Origin of the sequence: Paraburkholderia phenoliruptrix, assembly GCF_019511605.1 — a bacterium.
Classification (GTDB): Bacteria; Pseudomonadota; Gammaproteobacteria; order Burkholderiales; family Burkholderiaceae; genus Paraburkholderia; species Paraburkholderia phenoliruptrix_A.
Map to the genome: position 1 here is coordinate 1 of NZ_JAEUAV010000002.1, position 15,490 is coordinate 15,490.

15 protein-coding genes are annotated in these 15,490 nt (G+C 61.7%); 12 read left to right on the forward strand and 3 right to left on the reverse strand.

Translation table 11 applies throughout. The annotated features are described in order from the left end of the window. Positions 1–82: 82 nt before the first annotated feature. A complete protein-coding gene (locus tag JNB89_RS03480) occupies positions 83–1,249 on the reverse strand; it encodes an HPP family protein (RefSeq protein WP_220361282.1) in 1,167 nt (388 codons plus the stop codon). 256 nt (positions 1,250–1,505) lie between these two features. Here JNB89_RS03480 and JNB89_RS03485 point away from each other — a divergent pair, with 256 nt between their 5' ends. Beyond that, positions 1,506–2,009, forward strand: a complete 504-nt coding sequence (locus JNB89_RS03485) for a universal stress protein (protein ID WP_220361283.1) — start codon at positions 1,506–1,508, stop codon at positions 2,007–2,009. A gap of 61 nt (positions 2,010–2,070) precedes the next feature. On the opposite strand, the gene JNB89_RS03490 is transcribed toward JNB89_RS03485, so the two are convergent. After that, complete coding sequence (locus tag JNB89_RS03490) at positions 2,071–3,405, reverse strand: class I SAM-dependent methyltransferase (RefSeq protein WP_220361284.1); 1,335 nt, start codon at positions 3,403–3,405, stop codon at positions 2,071–2,073. Positions 3,406–3,757: 352 nt separating this feature from the next. Between JNB89_RS03490 and JNB89_RS03495 the strand changes: the two genes are divergently transcribed. From JNB89_RS03495 to JNB89_RS03545, 11 genes are all read left to right on the forward strand, one after another. Beyond that, complete coding sequence (locus tag JNB89_RS03495; RefSeq protein WP_220361634.1) at positions 3,758–4,660, forward strand: hypothetical protein; 903 nt, start codon at positions 3,758–3,760, stop codon at positions 4,658–4,660. Between the two features lie 144 nt (positions 4,661–4,804). Continuing rightward, positions 4,805–5,125 carry a hypothetical protein gene (locus JNB89_RS03500; protein ID WP_013342637.1) on the forward strand — a complete coding sequence of 107 codons (321 nt, stop codon included), beginning with the start codon at positions 4,805–4,807 and terminating at the stop codon, positions 5,123–5,125. A gap of 156 nt (positions 5,126–5,281) precedes the next feature. Beyond that, entirely contained in the window at positions 5,282–7,444 is a 2,163-nt protein-coding gene (locus JNB89_RS03505; RefSeq protein WP_220361285.1) for an ATP-binding protein, read from the forward strand. Further along, complete coding sequence (locus tag JNB89_RS03510) at positions 7,441–9,072, forward strand: hybrid sensor histidine kinase/response regulator (protein WP_220361286.1); 1,632 nt, start codon at positions 7,441–7,443, stop codon at positions 9,070–9,072. Before JNB89_RS03505 ends, JNB89_RS03510 begins: the two co-directional genes overlap by 4 nt. Then, entirely contained in the window at positions 9,069–9,701 is a 633-nt protein-coding gene (locus tag JNB89_RS03515; RefSeq protein ID WP_013342640.1) for a response regulator, read from the forward strand. The genes JNB89_RS03510 and JNB89_RS03515 overlap by 4 nt, the downstream gene beginning before the upstream one ends. Positions 9,702–9,974: 273 nt before the next feature. After that, positions 9,975–10,184 carry a hypothetical protein gene (locus JNB89_RS03520; protein ID WP_013342641.1) on the forward strand — a complete coding sequence of 70 codons (210 nt, stop codon included), beginning with the start codon at positions 9,975–9,977 and terminating at the stop codon, positions 10,182–10,184. 75 nt (positions 10,185–10,259) lie between these two features. Then, on the forward strand, positions 10,260–11,537 hold the full coding sequence (locus JNB89_RS03525) for a NupC/NupG family nucleoside CNT transporter (RefSeq protein ID WP_135891249.1): 1,278 nt from the start codon (positions 10,260–10,262) through the stop codon (positions 11,535–11,537). Between the two features lie 15 nt (positions 11,538–11,552). Next, complete coding sequence (locus JNB89_RS03530) at positions 11,553–11,942, forward strand: cytidine deaminase (RefSeq protein ID WP_220361287.1); 390 nt, start codon at positions 11,553–11,555, stop codon at positions 11,940–11,942. Continuing rightward, a complete protein-coding gene (locus JNB89_RS03535) occupies positions 11,939–12,904 on the forward strand; it encodes a nucleoside hydrolase (protein ID WP_135891251.1) in 966 nt (321 codons plus the stop codon). Before JNB89_RS03530 ends, JNB89_RS03535 begins: the two co-directional genes overlap by 4 nt. A 175-nt stretch (positions 12,905–13,079) precedes the next feature. Then, positions 13,080–14,015 (forward strand): 2-dehydropantoate 2-reductase, encoded by a 936-nt coding sequence (panE, locus tag JNB89_RS03540; protein ID WP_220361288.1) that lies wholly within the window; start codon positions 13,080–13,082, stop codon positions 14,013–14,015. 49 nt (positions 14,016–14,064) lie between these two features. Then, positions 14,065–14,364: a hypothetical protein gene (locus tag JNB89_RS03545; RefSeq protein WP_013342646.1), complete on the forward strand. Its 300-nt coding sequence runs from the start codon at positions 14,065–14,067 to the stop codon at positions 14,362–14,364. Positions 14,365–14,440: 76 nt separating this feature from the next. On the opposite strand, the gene JNB89_RS03550 is transcribed toward JNB89_RS03545, so the two are convergent. Continuing rightward, the gene (locus JNB89_RS03550; protein ID WP_013342647.1) at positions 14,441–15,487 is read right to left on the reverse strand and encodes an ABC transporter substrate-binding protein; all 1,047 of its coding nucleotides are present in this window, start codon (positions 15,485–15,487) and stop codon (positions 14,441–14,443) included. Between the last annotated feature and the right edge of the window lie 3 nt (positions 15,488–15,490).

Below are 15,490 nucleotides of genomic sequence, written 5' to 3' on the forward strand. Positions count from 1 at the left end.
CCCCTGCGCCCCCTGCGCCCCCTGCGCCGGCGGGCCGCTTGCGTCTGGTTCTTCAGCGCTCGCACGGGTGGCGGTGCAAAGCTCAAGCAGCCCGCTGCGCCTTCACTACGGTCTGCCGGTATAGCCCGGAGATCAGATCGACCTGCGTAATCATGCCGACTACATGTCCGGTTGCATCCAGCACGGGAATATGGTGGTGGCCGTAGTTCGCGAACATTGGTACGAGGTCGGTGATCGGCGCGTTCGCTTTGACAGTGCGCACGTCGTTGGTCATCACGTTGCCTACGGTTGGCGCACGCAATGCGTCGCCGCGCAGCCAGCCGTCTATGTAAGTCATGAACGGCGCGAACTGGCCAAAGATTCGTTTGTCCACCAGGTCCGCGCGCGTCACGATGCCGAGCAAAGTGCGGTCCGCGTCGATAACCGGCAGCGCCTTCACCTTGTTGCGCTTGAGCAGCGCCCACGCCGAGACCGCGCGCGTGGTGGGCGAGACTGACACGACGTGCCGCGACATGATGTTCTCGCAGGTCAGTTCGTTGAAGCTGCGCGAGAACGCCTGAAGCTGCGTTTCGCGCAGCAGGGATTCGAGGTCGTCTGGGTCGATGTCGAGCATTTCACTGCGGCGCCTGAGCACTGCTTCCAGATCGGCGCGGGTGAAGCCCGCACGCGCGTCGGCTTCGGCCGCCTTGCCCGCCGCGCCGCGCGCCGCGCGGGCCGAGTGTGGATAGCGGTGGCCGGTCGCCGCGTGATAGGCGAGGGCGGCGGCAAGCAGCGCGGCGGACTGTATCGCGATCGGCTCCAGCACGAAACGGTAGCCGAGCGCATGAATGGCCGGGCCGCCTAACACGGCGGTCAACGCCACCGCCCCTGACGGCGGGTGCACACAGCGAAGCGCGAACATGCCGCAAATGGCGAGCGCAACGGCAAGGGCGGCCGCCAGTGTCGGGTCGGCAATGACGTTTGCGCAGGTTACGCCGATGGTCGCCGAAACCAGATTCCCACCGATGATGGACCACGGTTGCGCGAGCGGACTTGCCGGTACCGCGAAGAGCAGCACCGCAGACGCGCCCATGGGTGCAACCAGCAGAGGAATGTTCGCGCCGGGCCCGAGCAGCAAATACATCGAGCCGCCCGTAAACGCAATGCCGAGCAGCGCTCCAAGACATGAACGCGCGCGCTCCTGCCATTGCACGGTGACGGGTACGGGAATGAAGCTGGCCAGCCAGCGCAGGATAGGTGAGCGGGACAAGGTGCTGAAAAAAGAGGGAGTGAGCGGATCGTGCTGGACAGTGAAGATACCGGGAAAACGCGTATGAACGCGAATACCGTCTGGTCATAATTATATGCCAATATGATATAAAAGCGCGGCGCGCCTGTGGCGGCAGTAACGCGCGATGAGCGCCTGCCGCAAAGCGACATATACTGAATTGCGTGAAGTACACCGGTCTTCCAGCCTGCATGCATTGCGCTCAATGCATGACCGGGCGCACCAACAGGAGAGCGACATGTCGGCCTTCAGGCGCATTCTTCTCTGTTATGACGGCACACGCCAAGGGCAGCATGCGCTTGCCGACGGCGCCCGTCTCGCACAGCAACTCGCGGCGCAAGTGCATGTGCTTTCCGTCGTCAATAGTTCAGCCTGGGTGCAGGGCGCGGATATGACGTCCGCCATACCGGTGGATATCATCAACGACTCTGTTAAAAGCGTGCTCGAAGAAGGACTGAAAAAACTGGCCGCAAAAGGTGTACACGCAACTGGGCACTTTGCGATCGGCGATCCGCTGGATCAGATTCCGCACTTCGCGAAGGAACTGAACGTCGATCTGATCGTGGTGGGGCATCACCGTGCCGGCAGGCTCGCGCGATGGTGGGCTGGCAGGACCGACGGCCTGTTGCTGGACAGAGTGAGTTGCAGCGTGCTCGTGACGATGGGTCCGGAAACCGCAGCGCCAATCGAAGCGGACAGAGACAAAGGCGAGACATCGGCTCCAGGTGAAACTGCACCGTGAACGGAGCAGTCATAAGCGGGCACTCCGGCATGCGCCAAAAAGAACTGTTTCAACTGACGTGCTATTCGCCGTTCGCATGTTCGACTTCTTTGACCGGATCGATCGCAGTGTTGCCGGCATACATGTAGCTGCGGTTGTACGGATAGTCGCTGCGGGCCCCGGGCATGCGGTCCGCTGAACTGTCGTCTGTCGACACGCACTCCGCCGGACGCGCTGCGAGTATCTGGAAGAGCGAAGTCCAGCCGTGTTCGAATCCCATTGCGGACCCGGCGAGATACAGCCGGTATGCGCGAATGATTTTCTCGGCGTCATTGCCCAGAACGCGGCGAGCTTCGTCGAGCCGCGCTTCCAGCGCATCCGCCCAATGCCATAGCGTGCGCGCGTAGTGCGGACGCAGGCATTCGGCGTCGACGGGTTCCAGATTGCCGCGTGTCATTGCATCCATCATCACGCTCACATGCACGAGCTGGCCGCCGGGAAAAATGTACCGGTCGATGAACTCGCCCATGCCGCCGCCCACTTCGCCGTTCTCGACGCCGCCGGCCGTAATGCTGTGATTCATCATGAGACCGCCGGGCCGCAGCAGCCGCCGCATTTTCGCAAAGTAAGAAGGCAGGTTGGGCCGGCCGACGTGCTCGCACATGCCAACCGAAGCGATCTTGTCGAAAGGCGCGGATTCGTCGACATCGCGATAGTCCTGGAGCAGCATTTTCACGCGCCCTTGCAGTCCCTTTTCGTCGATGAGCCGGTTGACGTACGCATGCTGGTTTCTCGACAGCGTGATGCCGGTCGCGTTCACGCCATAATGTTCAGCAGCCCACAGCAACAGTGCGCCCCAACCTGCGCCGATGTCCAGAAAGCGCTCGCCGGAGCGCAGCATCAGCTTCTTGCAGATGTGGTCGAGCTTTGCCTGCTGGGCTTCGGCAAGCGACATATCCGGCGAAGAAAAGTAAGCACACGAGTAGACGCGCAACGGGTCGAGCCATAGCGCGTAGAAATCGTCGGAGATATCGTAGTGATGCTGGATTTGCGCGGCGTCCTTTGCGCGGCTGTGGTGCGTGCGCTCCCAGATCGCGCGGCGCGTGCGGCTCACGCGGCCGAGAAGCCAGCCGTGCGTTTCGTGAGTGGGATCGCCGCGCAGCAGCGCGGGCGCGGCCGCCATCAGATCGTGCAGATTGCCCTGAATGTCCAGCCGGCCTTCCACGTAGTCTTGCGCGAGGCGCCCGATCGCTCCCTGCCGCAAATGCAGCAGCGCCCGCATGTCGCGAATCTCGAACAGCAGGCGTGGCTCTCGTGAGCCAATGCGCTGACCGTCGGGCAGGGCGACCGAGCAGGGCACCGGCACGCCAGCAATCCGTTGCTCGGCGGGCGAACGCAAAAGGCTCCAGAGCATCATGGCGTCGATCCCTTGCAAAAACGGCCGCGTTTCTGCCGAACATCATTCATGCCGTCACAATCAGTTCCGCGACGACGGCAGCGCGCCGCGTAGTTCAATCACTAGGCGGTGCAATGACATTTAGCTATCCGGATTTTTACCGACGTTCGCAAGCTGCGATGCCCATCAGATCATTCCCTGCCGTGGGGCGCGCGCTGGATTCCACAGCCGACGGGGCCACACGGCATCCCGAACAGGTTCTTTAGTGTGCATTTCCCCCAATTGCAAAGCTTTCATTGCAGTGACACGATGCTTACACATGCCGAACGCCAACGGGGACGTTCCGGCGCTTTTCATCAGACGTCGATACATCATGCAGCGCAGGCGCCTTGTAATCGCGGCATTGGGCATGGCAGGCATCGCTGGCATGCCGGGCTCGCCGCGGGCCATGCCGACAACCGGCTTCGACATCGTGCATCCGCGCGTCCGTACCGGTGGCGAGGCACGTGCGACGTTCGCCCTCGCGGTGCTGGAACTGGCGATGAAAACGGCCAACGTCCCCTACACGATTCGTCAGGCGGATGTCGCGATGGAGCGTGGTCGCGCTCTGGCCGAGCTCGCCGGGGGCAACTCGATCAACCTTCTGTGGACCAGCATGGACAGCCGCGCGGAAACCGGCCTTAACGTGGTCCGTATTCCAGTGAACCGCGGTCTGATTGGATACCGCGTGTTCATCATAAGGAAGGACCGGCAACCTGAGTTCGACCGCGTCGACGATCTCGCTGACCTGCGGCGTCTGACAGCGGGCCAGGGACTTGGCTGGGTCGACACGGACATCTTGCTCGACGCCGGCCTGAAAGTGGAAACGTCCAGTACCGACACGCTGTTTGCGATGACACGCGCCGGGCGAGTCGACTATTACCCCCGGGGTTTGATCGAGGCATTTCCTGAAATGGAAGCACGCGACCAGACCGACCCTGAATTGACAGTGGAAAAACGTTTGCTGCTGAAATACCGCTCCGATTTCATCTTTTATGTTGCCCGTAGCGCCCCTGCATTGGCGTGGACCATCGAGCGCGGGTTCACCGCGGCTTATAGAAACGGCTCGTATCTGCGGCTTTTCAATACCCATCCGGTCATTCAGAACGCGCTGACGCAAAGCAGGTTGCGCGAGCGCCGAGTGATCGAAGTGGACAATCGCTATCTGTCCGCGGCCGACCGCGAGATTCCGCAAGAGTATTGGATGCAGTGGCCAACTGCGGCGCAAAGCCGTTAGGGGTCGCAAGCTTGCGCAGGGGTCAGGATTTCCTTACGCTGAAATCGGGATACCCTTGGTGGATTCTGCGTGCTGCCTGACTGTTGCGCGACGGCCTTCGTTCTATGATTGGGGCGTCAAAATGGGCCAACCGGATGAGCAGAAATGATTCAGTATCTGTCGCAGCGCGAAAACGAGGTGGAGCATATCAATTCGATCTGCTTCCGGCTATTCGATATCTGGTGTGAACGGCGTTGCGTGACGCCGCTGGGGTATCTGATGCATTGCTGGCCGCTGGTGGATAGCGGACCAAAGGCTGTCCGGCGGGTCGGCGAAACGCTGCGGGAGTTGCGCAAGTGGCATCAGGCGGAACTCGATAGCGACGTCGCCGCCATGCTGCGGGAGCTCTCCGATTGCGTGGACGAGGTGCTGCTGCGCGTCGTTCCAGAACCGCCCGCGCTAAGGGGCATCCGGTTGTCTTCGTGAATCGCCTCCGGCAGGTCGGACACGCAAACTGGCAACGCTCTAGCATGGCGTCATAACCAGGCATTGGCCGTTTCTCGAACGCGCGTGCCGAAAAACAGCAGTCGCATGTCCAACGCGTGCACTGCGAACTGGCAACACCATGCTCGCGGGGGCAATATGGCTGTCAACCTCAACGGAGAGTCGCGGTATCCGCTCAGGCGGTTGCGGCACAGTGTCGTGCTTCGGCTTCTGGCGATCACCATTCTGTTTAGTTGCGTGCTCACCTTGTTGTTGACCGCGCTGCAGATCGAGCGAGACTACAGCGCGGGCATCGCGCTGATCGAGAACCGTCTCGCGGACATCGACAAAAGCTACCGCGACAGCCTTGGCGAGGCCCTGTGGCGGCTCGACGAGGCGCAACTGCGGCTGGAACTCGGGGGCATTGTGCGCCTGGCGGATGTCAGCACCGCTCAGGTGCGGCAGTCCGGCAGCGGCGCGGCTCCCTTGCTGGTGTCTGCCGGCCAGCCGGCAAGTGGCCCCGCCATCGCGCGGGATTACCCGCTCGTGCATCGGGTGCTGGGCAAAGAAGAACGCATTGGCACTCTGCATGTTCAGGCAACGTTGACCGATCTGTACGACGATCTGACCCACACGGCACTGCTCATTCTCGTCACACAGGCCGCCAACATCTTTCTCGTTTCGCTTTTTGTGTTCTACATTTTGACGCGGCTCGTCACGCGTCATCTGATGGTGCTCGCGCAAACCGTCGAAGACTACGACTTTCGCGAGCCGGCCGAGCCCTTGAAGCTGAACCGGCGCGCGCCGCGCGAGCCCGACGAACTCGAGCGCGTAGTCACCGCCTTCAATTCGATGGGCGCGCGACTGCACCGTGCATACCTCGACGAGCGCGATGCGGCGGCGGAACGCGAAGCGCGCCGCTCGGCGGAAGCGGCCAATCGCGCAAAAGCCGAGTTCCTCGCGAATATGAGCCACGAACTGCGCACGCCCCTGAACGCGATTCTGGGTTATGCGCAGATCTTGCGACGCGACGCGAGCCTGAGCGCAGGTCATCGCGAACGCGTCGGCGTCATTCAACGCAGCGGCGAACATCTGCTCGCACTGATCGGCGACGCACTGGACTTTGCCCGAATAGAAGCCGGCCGTCTGCGCATCGAGATGAACGACGTGCCGCTTGCCGGCACGCTCGACGTCATTCGCGAGATCATCGAAGTGAAGGTGGCGCAAAAGCACGTCGATTTTGTCTGGCGTGTCGCGCCGGATGTGCCCGACGCCGTGCGCGCGGACGAGCGGCGCTTGCGACAGGTGCTGCTCAATCTGCTTGCGAACGCATTCAATTTTACCGATCAGGGAAGCGTGAGCCTGCTGATCGAAATGAGCGCGTCAGGCAAGGTCTGTTTCGAAGTGCGAGATACCGGCATTGGCATGGATGCGGATCAGTTCCAGACCATTTTCGAGCCGTTCGAACAGATCGTGCATACGGAACGCGGCACGAGCGGCACCGGGCTCGGCCTCACCATCAGTCAGCAGTTTCTTCGCGCAATGGGCAGCGAAATTCATTTGCAGAGCCAGCCGGGCCGCGGCAGTGTATTCTGGTTCGAACTGGAACCCGCGGCGGGCGCGCCGCCTGCCGCGCGCGCCGCAGTCGCCGAGCCGCGCATGACGACGGGCTACAAGGGAGCGCGCCGCAAGGTGCTGGTGATCGACGACGTCGCGATGAACCGCGCGTTAATGGTCGATTTTCTCGGCCACCTTGGCTTTCAGATCGTCGAGGCGACAGGTGGCCGGCAAGGGCTCGCCAAAACCTTGAGCGAGCGCCCGGCGCTGATCGTGACCGACATCGTGATGGCGGATATGGACGGACTCGAAACGACCCGCAGATTGCGGCAGATTCCCGGCTTCGCGCAGGTGCCGGTAATTGCGACCTCCGCAAGTCCCTCCGGTGCCGACGAGCAGCGCAGTCTGCAGGCGGGCGCCAATGCGTTCCTTCCCAAGCCGATTGATTTCGACAAACTGCTCGCGCAGATTGCGCGTTTGCTGGATCTCGAATGGACCTACGCGCACGCAGAAAAATTGCAACGCGCGCCCGAGGTGTCGAATGGAGCGTTTGCGGCCGTGCCGGACAAGGAACTGCAGCAATTGCATCTGCTCGCCCGTCTTGGCGACATGCAGGAAATCGCGCTGTGGGCGGAGCGCGTCGCGAAGCACGGCCCGCAATATCAGGCGTTCACCACGCGCATTCTTTCTCTCGCCAAAGGCTATCAGTCGAAGGCGCTGCTGCATCTGGTCGAGGAGCAACTGGAAAGCAGGACGGTCCGATGAACGAGATGTCCTTGCCCGACGACGAATCGCCCACCGTATTGATCGCGGACGACAATCCCGCGAATCTTGCTGTCGTCGTGGAAAGCCTGGTGGCGCGCGGCTTCCGGGTGCTGGTCGCGCTCGACGGTCCGGAGGCGATCCAGCGCGCGCAATTCTCGCAGCCCGATCTGATTCTGCTCGACGTGAGAATGCCCGGCATCGATGGTTTCGAAACCTGCCGGCGCCTGAAATCCGATGAGCGCACGCGCAACATCGCAGTGATCTTCATGACTTCGCTCACCGGCAGCGAGGACATGGTCGAAGGCTTCTCGGCGGGCGGTGTCGATTATCTGACCAAGCCCGTGCACGTCGACGAAATGATGGCCCGCATCAGCACCCATCTCGCGCTAAGAGGCATGCACCAGAAGCTGATCGCGCAGAACCGCCAGTTGCAGGAAGAGGTACTGGTGCGCAAGCGGGCCGAGGCCGCGTTGTCGCGGGTACGCGACGGGCTCGAGGCAAGCGTCGCGCAGCGCACGGATGAACTGGCGCGGGCCAATGCCACGCTGCAGTCGCAAATCGAGGAACGGCGACGCGCGCAAGCGCAGCTCCTCGCGAGCGAGTTCCGCTTCCGCACCATCGTGGAGACGAGTCCGGTGCCGCTTTGCATCACGTCGATGCCCGAGGGGTACATTCTGTACACGAACAAGCCGCTGCGCGAACTGTTCGGCGTCGACTACGTGACCACGCATGTGGCCAATATTGGCGAATTGTATGCGGACCCCACGGATCGCGACCGGCTTGTCGAGCAGTTGCGTAACGAAGGCAGTTTTCGCAATACCGAAGTGAAGTTCAGGCGACCGGACGGCACTGTGTTCTGGGCCATGGCAACCGCGCGTGTCGCAACATACGACGATGCACCCGCCATCTTCGTCGGGCTGAACGACATTACGGAGCCCAAGCGGATCGAGCAGGAACTGGTGGAGTCGCGCGAGCAATTGCGTGAATTGTCCGCGTATATGGAGGCCATTCGCGAGGAGGAGAGAAAGCGCATCGCGATGGAAATTCACGACGAACTGGGCCAGCTTCTCACCGCATTGAAAATGGATGTCTCGCTCCTGAAGATGCGTCTTCCGGGCGACCAGGAAGTGGCAAAGCGGGCCGACGACATGCGCGAGCTGGTCGAAAAAACCATATGGATGGTGCGCAATGTCGCGAGCCATTTGCGGCCCGCCGCGCTCAACTACGGTATTGTGTCCGCGCTCGAATGGCTCGTCGACGATTTCGGACGGCGCAGCGGGCTGGCCTGCCAGTTCCGGCTGAACGGCGGCGAACCGGTGCTTTCCGATGCACACGCAACCGCGATGTTTCGCATCGTGCAGGCTTCGCTCACCAATGTCGCCCGCCACGCCCGCGCGACGCGCGCGGACGTCACGCTCACGAGCACTTCAACGGCACTCGATCTGCACGTGAGCGACGACGGCTGCGGTTTCGATCAGGAAGCCGCGCGCAGGGACTATTCTTATGGGTTGCTCGGCATGAGCGAGCGGGCACGTTTGATCGGCGGCACGTTGCTGATCGACAGCGCGCCGGGCACGGGCACCTCGGTTTCGATTCATATACCGCTTAACAACGGGCTCCACACATGATCAACCTCTTGATTGCCGACGATCACCCGCTGGTGCGCGGAGGTCTCAAGCAGATCATCGAAACCACGCCCGATATCGTGGTGGCGGGGGAAGCAGCGCAAGGCTCCGAAGTCATCGAGAAACTGCGCACCTGTCAGGTGGATCTGCTGTTGCTCGACATGACAATGCCGGGCATTAGCGGCGTGGACCTGATCCGGCGCGTGCGCGCCGAGCGTCCGTCGCTGCCGCTGCTCGTGCTGAGCATCCATAACGAGGCACAGGTCGTCTCGCGCGCGTTGCGTGCGGGCGCAACGGGTTATGTCACGAAAGACAGCAACCCGGACGTATTGCTTGCGGCAATTCGCAGGCTGGCGGAAGGCGGCCGTTTCATCGACCCGAAACTGGTTGAAGGAATCGTGTTCGAAACTTATTCGGGCGACGCCCCGCCGCACGAAATTCTTTCGGACCGCGAGTTCCAGGTGCTGCAAATGCTCGCACTCGGCAAGAGCCTGAATGAAATAGCAGAAGCGTTTGCGCTTAGCGCGAAAACCATCAGCACGCACAAGATGCGGCTCATGCAGAAGCTCGGGCTGGCCAATAATGCAGACCTGATCCGCTACGCGATCCGGCACGGTCTGGTGGCCGAATAGGTAATCGTGACACGTCAGGAAAACCTGAATCGCAAAGCAGGCAATCCTGAACCTACATTCGGCCGCCGCCGATGGAAGCATTGCCACCGCACTCCTACGATGCATGATGGGAACCGGCGGAGGACATATGGCGGCGTCAGAGCAATCATTGCGCGAACTCATCGAGAAGCGGCCTGATGCGACGGGCGCGGCATGGGCGGCGTGCGCACGGTCGGACATGAGAACAACTACCACGGTCGCCTGGGCCACTAGCTGCGTGACGGAGGCTGAATCATGACCCAGCATGAATGGGGTTGGGCGTCGCCGGAAGTGCTGGCGCTGCGTATGTGGATGAGTGTGTGGTACGACCATGCTGTCGTGTCGGGCTTCATTCGCGCGCCATTCGAACTGAATGACGCCGACGCGGAACGGCTCGAAGGTTATTTCAGTCTCGGGCTCACGCCCGAGGAAGGCGCTGTCGTATTTTTTTCCAAATCACACTGATTCGGTCTTCAAAGCGTTCTCTCTCCCAGCGGTTTGGTTTAGCATCGGTGCCATTTCATATGAAGAACTCGAGACATGGCACTTATCGCTCGCAACCTGCTCGGCATTGCCGTATTGCTGCTGATCGCCTTTATCTTTTCCACTAACCGGCGCGCCATTCGCTTACGGACTGTAAGTAGCGCGTTACTCGCGCAAATCTGTATCGGCGCCTTCATTCTGTTCGTACCGCTTGGCAAGACGATTCTGGCGGCCGCGGCGGCCGGCGTGAACAACGTGCTTGGCTATGGAAATGCCGGCATCGAATTCCTGTTCGGCGGACTCGTGCAGGCGAAGATGTTCGAGGTATTCGGCAACGGGGGTTTCGTGTTCGCGGTGCGCGTGCTGCCGGCCATTATCTTCGTTACCGCGTTGATATCCGTGCTGTACTACCTCGGCGTCATGCGCTGGATCGTGATCGTGCTCGGCACGGTCTTCCAGAAACTGCTCGGCGTGTCGAAGCTCGAATCGTTTTCCGCCGTCACGACCATCTTTCTCGGGCAGAGCGAAATGCCCGCAGTGGTCAAACCGTTTACCCGCGACATGACGGGCGCCGAACTGTTCGCGGTGATGTCGAGCGGCATGGCCGCGGTGGCGGGCTCCGTGCTGGCAGGTTATGCGGGACTGGGCGTGCGCATCGAATATCTGCTGGCGGCGTCGTTCATGGCGGTGCCCGGTGGACTGCTGTTCGCAAAGATCATTCATCCGTCGACGGAAGCAAGCCGCGTGCATCTCGACAATCTCAACTTCGACGAGAAGCGTCCCGCGAACGTGATCGAGGCCGCGAGTTCGGGCGCCACGGTGGGACTCAAGATCGCGGTGATGGTGGGCGCCATGCTGATCGCGTTCGTCGGGCTCATTGCGTTGCTCAACGGACTGGTGGGCGGCATAGGCGGGTGGTTCGGCCGCCCGGATCTGTCCATGCAATCTATTCTCGGCGTGGTGTTTGCACCGCTCGCCTGGCTGATCGGCGTGCCGTGGAGCGAGGCGGCGATTGCCGGCAACTTTCTCGGTCAGAAAATCATTCTCAACGAGTTCGTTGCCTACGCATCGTTGTCGCCCTATCTGAAGGATGCCGCGAGCGTGAGCGCGGCGGGCCTGCACGCGCTCGATCCGCGCACCCTTGCTATCCTTTCGTTTGCGTTATGCGGCTTTGCGAACTTTGCGTCCATTGCCGTGCTGACCGGCGGCTTTAGCGCCGTCGCACCGCAACGCCGCGCGGAGGTCGCGCGTTACGGCTTGCGTGTGGTGCTCGCGGCAACGCTCTCCAACCTGATGAGCGCGACTATCGCGGGCATGTTCATTACGCTCAATTGAGTCGAGGACATCTGCATGGACATGGAACAATTGCTGCAGCGCGCCGGCGCTGCACGAGAAAAGGCCTACGCGCCGTATTCGAAATTCAAGGTGGGCGCCGCTTTGCTCACAAAGGACGGACACGTGTTCGACGGTTGCAACGTCGAAAACGCGTCGTACGGTTTGTGCAATTGCGCTGAACGTACAGCGTTTTTCAGTGCGATTGCAGCAGGCTACCGGCGCGATCAGTTTGCCGCCCTGGCAGTGGTCGGCGATACCGAAGGGCCGATTGCGCCATGCGGCGCGTGCCGTCAGGTGATCATCGAACTGGGAGGCCCAGAGCTGCCGATTCGCCTTGGCAATCTGCAAGGCGCGGTGCGCGACACGACCGCGCGCGAACAACTGCCGGACGCCTTCTATCTATGACCACGCACAAGGTGATTTACGACACCGACCCAGGTGTCGACGATGCAATGGCGCTCGTGTTCCAGGCGCTGCATCCGGATATCGAACTGCTCGGGCTGACCAGCGTGTTCGGCAACGCGACAATCGAAACGACCACGCATAACGCGCGTTTTCTCGCGGGCCGTTTCGCGCCCGGCGTGCCGGTCGCGCAGGGTGCCGGCGCGCCGCTCAAACGCGCGGCGCCGCAGCCGCTCGCATGGATTCACGGCGACAACGGCCTCGGCAACATGGTGCTGGACAACTCAGCCGCTGCACCGCTGGATTCGCGGCCCGCGCACCGATTCATTATCGACACCGTGCGCGCGCATCCTGGCGAGGTCACGTTGCTGGCAGTCGGCCCGCTCACCAATCTCGCCCTCGCGCTCGCCGACGATCCGCACATTGCGCCGCTCGTTAAGCAGGTGGTGATCATGGGCGGCGCGTTCGGCACCGACGGCGTATCCGGCAACGTTACGCCCGCAGCCGAGGCGAACATTCTGGGCGACCCCGACGCCGCGGACATCGTATTTGGTGCGCGTTGGCCGGTAACTATCGTCGGGCTGGACGTCACGCAGCGCACGGTGATGAGCCAGGACTATCTTGCGTCGATCCGCGATCGCGGCGGTGCGGCGGGCCGCTTCGTCTGGGACGTGTCGAGGCACTACGAGGCATTCCACCAGCAAAGCGCGCAGCTAAAGGGCATTTACGTGCACGATTCGTCCGCAGTGGCATATGTGCTGGCGCCGCATCTGTACACCACGCGCAGCGGTCCTGTGCGTGTGTTGACCGAGGGCATCGCGGTCGGGCAGACCATCCAGAAACCCTCCACCATGCCGGTGCCCGCGCCCGCCTGGGACGAGCGGCCCGCATGCAAGGTATGTGTCGGCGTAGACGTTCCCGGCATGCTCGCGCTGTACGAGGCAACGCTTTGCGCGAAGCCGTGACTGCCTGGGCGATGAATTAACGCAGGACGCAGAATGTAGGCACGCGCGCCGCGCATCGTCGAGCACGCGTCGTCGCGCGGCGCGGCAGCACTCAGCCTGCGTGTCTGACCGATGTAGTGCGCCAATCTTTGCTACATTGCTTCGAGGACCACATTCATTATTCGAGAGGCCAAAGATGCGGATTCTGGTTGTAGGGGCAGGCGCCGTGGGCGGTTACTTCGGCGGACGGCTTGCAGCGGCGGGACAGGACGTGACTTTTCTGGTGCGCGCTGGCCGGGCGGAAAAGCTTCAGCGCGACGGACTGGTGATCCGAAGCCCGCGCGGCGACCTCACGCTGCATGACGTCAAGACGATCCTGGCCGGCGTGAGCGCCGAACCGTTCGACCTCGTGCTGCTGAGCTGCAAGGCATACAGTCTCGACGACGCAATCGATTCGTTCGCACCGCTCGTCGGCGAATCGACACTGATTCTGCCGATGCTCAACGGCATGCGGCATATCGACGTGCTCACGCAAAAGTTCGGCGAAGCACGCGTACTCGGCGGCCAATGCGTGATAGCCGCAACGCTCAACGCCGACCAGCAGATCGTGCATCTGAACGACATGCACGCGGTCACGTTCGGCGAACTGGCGGGCGGCGTTTCCGAACGCGTGCAGGCGATTGCCGACGCAATGGCCGATGCCAATTTCGACGTGGCCGTCAGCGAAAACATTCTGCTGCGCATGTGGGAAAAGTGGGTGTTCCTTGCCACGCTCGCGGCGAGCACGTGTTTGATGCGCGGCTCCATCGGCGACATTCTTGCCGCGCCCGACGGCAGGCGCGTGATCGAAACGCTGTTGCGCGAAGCACGCGCGGTGGCGCAGCAGAGCGGCTTCGTCATGGCGCCGGATTTCGATGTGCGCGCCGCGCAAACGCTGTTTACGCCGTCGCCGCTCACGGCCTCCATGTTGCGCGACGTGGAAAACCACTCGCACACCGAAGCGGATCATATTCTCGGCGATCTGATTTCGCGCGGCGGCAAGGCGCAAAAGACCGAGCAAGGTTTGTCGCTACTGCGTATCGCCTATAGCCATCTGAAGACGTATGAAGCGAGGCAAACGCGTACGTCCTGAAGTAACGGGCGACAAGTTCTGAGTCGTCGCTTCGCGACCGGAGGTGAACATGCCGGCTCCAATCGGATCAGTGCCCGCGCTGAGCGCCGCGTCGGCCACTATCTTCTCGATCGGTATTGCGTTTCTCGGCTATTGGGGAATGTATGAGCCGACGCACTGGCGCGCAGCGGATGTGGTCGTGTTTATCCTTGCCTTGATCGGCTTTGGTTGCCTCGGGCTGGTGCCGTGGGTGGCCACGACGCCAGTCGAGCCGGAAACCAGCGACGCGAAGATACGCGTGGCGCGGCATCTGTTTCTGGCGGGCGTAGCGGCGATCTGGCTTGCGGTGGCCGTGTCGGTGGTCTTTTGAGCAGACAGTTGCCGGAAAACGCGCGCCTTGCTGCAACGGCAAGGCGCGCGTTTTCGTTCAGATCAGAACTGCGCGTTCAACGCTCGATCTGCCGGTTCCAGCGCGTATCCCACTGCGCGCGATGCGCGTTGATCGTGTCCCAGTCGACCACCGTGACTTTGCGCACGAGGTCTTCGAGATTGCCGAGGCTTTGCTGCATGGCCGGCGTCATTTTCGCGAGGCGGTTGGTCGGGATCTGTTTGCCCGCTTCGGCGGCTTTGGTCTGCGCCGGCGCGGACAACAGGAACTGTGCGAGCTTTTGCGCAAGCTGCGGGTCAGGGTTGTTGTTCACCACGCACAGGTCAACCAGCAGCAGCACCGGACCTTCCTTCGGATTGACATAGCCGACCGGAATGCCCTTGTCGGACAGATCGCCGACGGCAGTCGGCGTCAACGGAAAGAGGCCTGCTTCGCCGGTCTGCACCATTTCCGAAATCTTCGCCGAGTTCGGCACGTATTCGACCACGTTCGGCCCCACGGTGCTCGCCCATTTCGTGAAGCCAGGCTCGACGTTCTGCTCGCTGCCGCCCATCAAACGGTTGATGGCGAGAAAGCCGTGCAGGCCGAATGTGCTGCTCGACGCGGACTGGAACACCACCTTGCCTTTGTACTTGGGATCGGCGAAATCCATCCATGAAGTGGGCGGCGCCCAGCCTTTCTCGGCAAACAGCTTCTTGTTGTACGCAATGCCCGTCATGCCGAGCTGCACGCCTGCGCCCATGTCGTCTTTCATGCGCGCGAACGGATAGAGTTCCTTAAGGACCGGCGAGTCGTCGAGCTTCTTGCATACGCCCATGCTGACCGCGCGCGCCATCACGCCATCGTCAAGAAAGACCACGTGAATCTGCGGATTCGCCTTGTTGGCGAGCAGCTTCGCGAGAATGTCCGACGACGTGCCCGGCACCACAACTACTTTCACGTTGTTAGCCTTTTCGAACTCCGGCAGCACCTGACTCGTATAGGCCTTCTCCATCGGCCCGCCATTCATGCCGATGTAGATTGTTTTTGTCTGCGACCAGGCCGGTGCGGCGGCACCGAAGGCACACAATGCGGCCAGTGCCGCGATCGTCCTGAACAGTTTCATTGT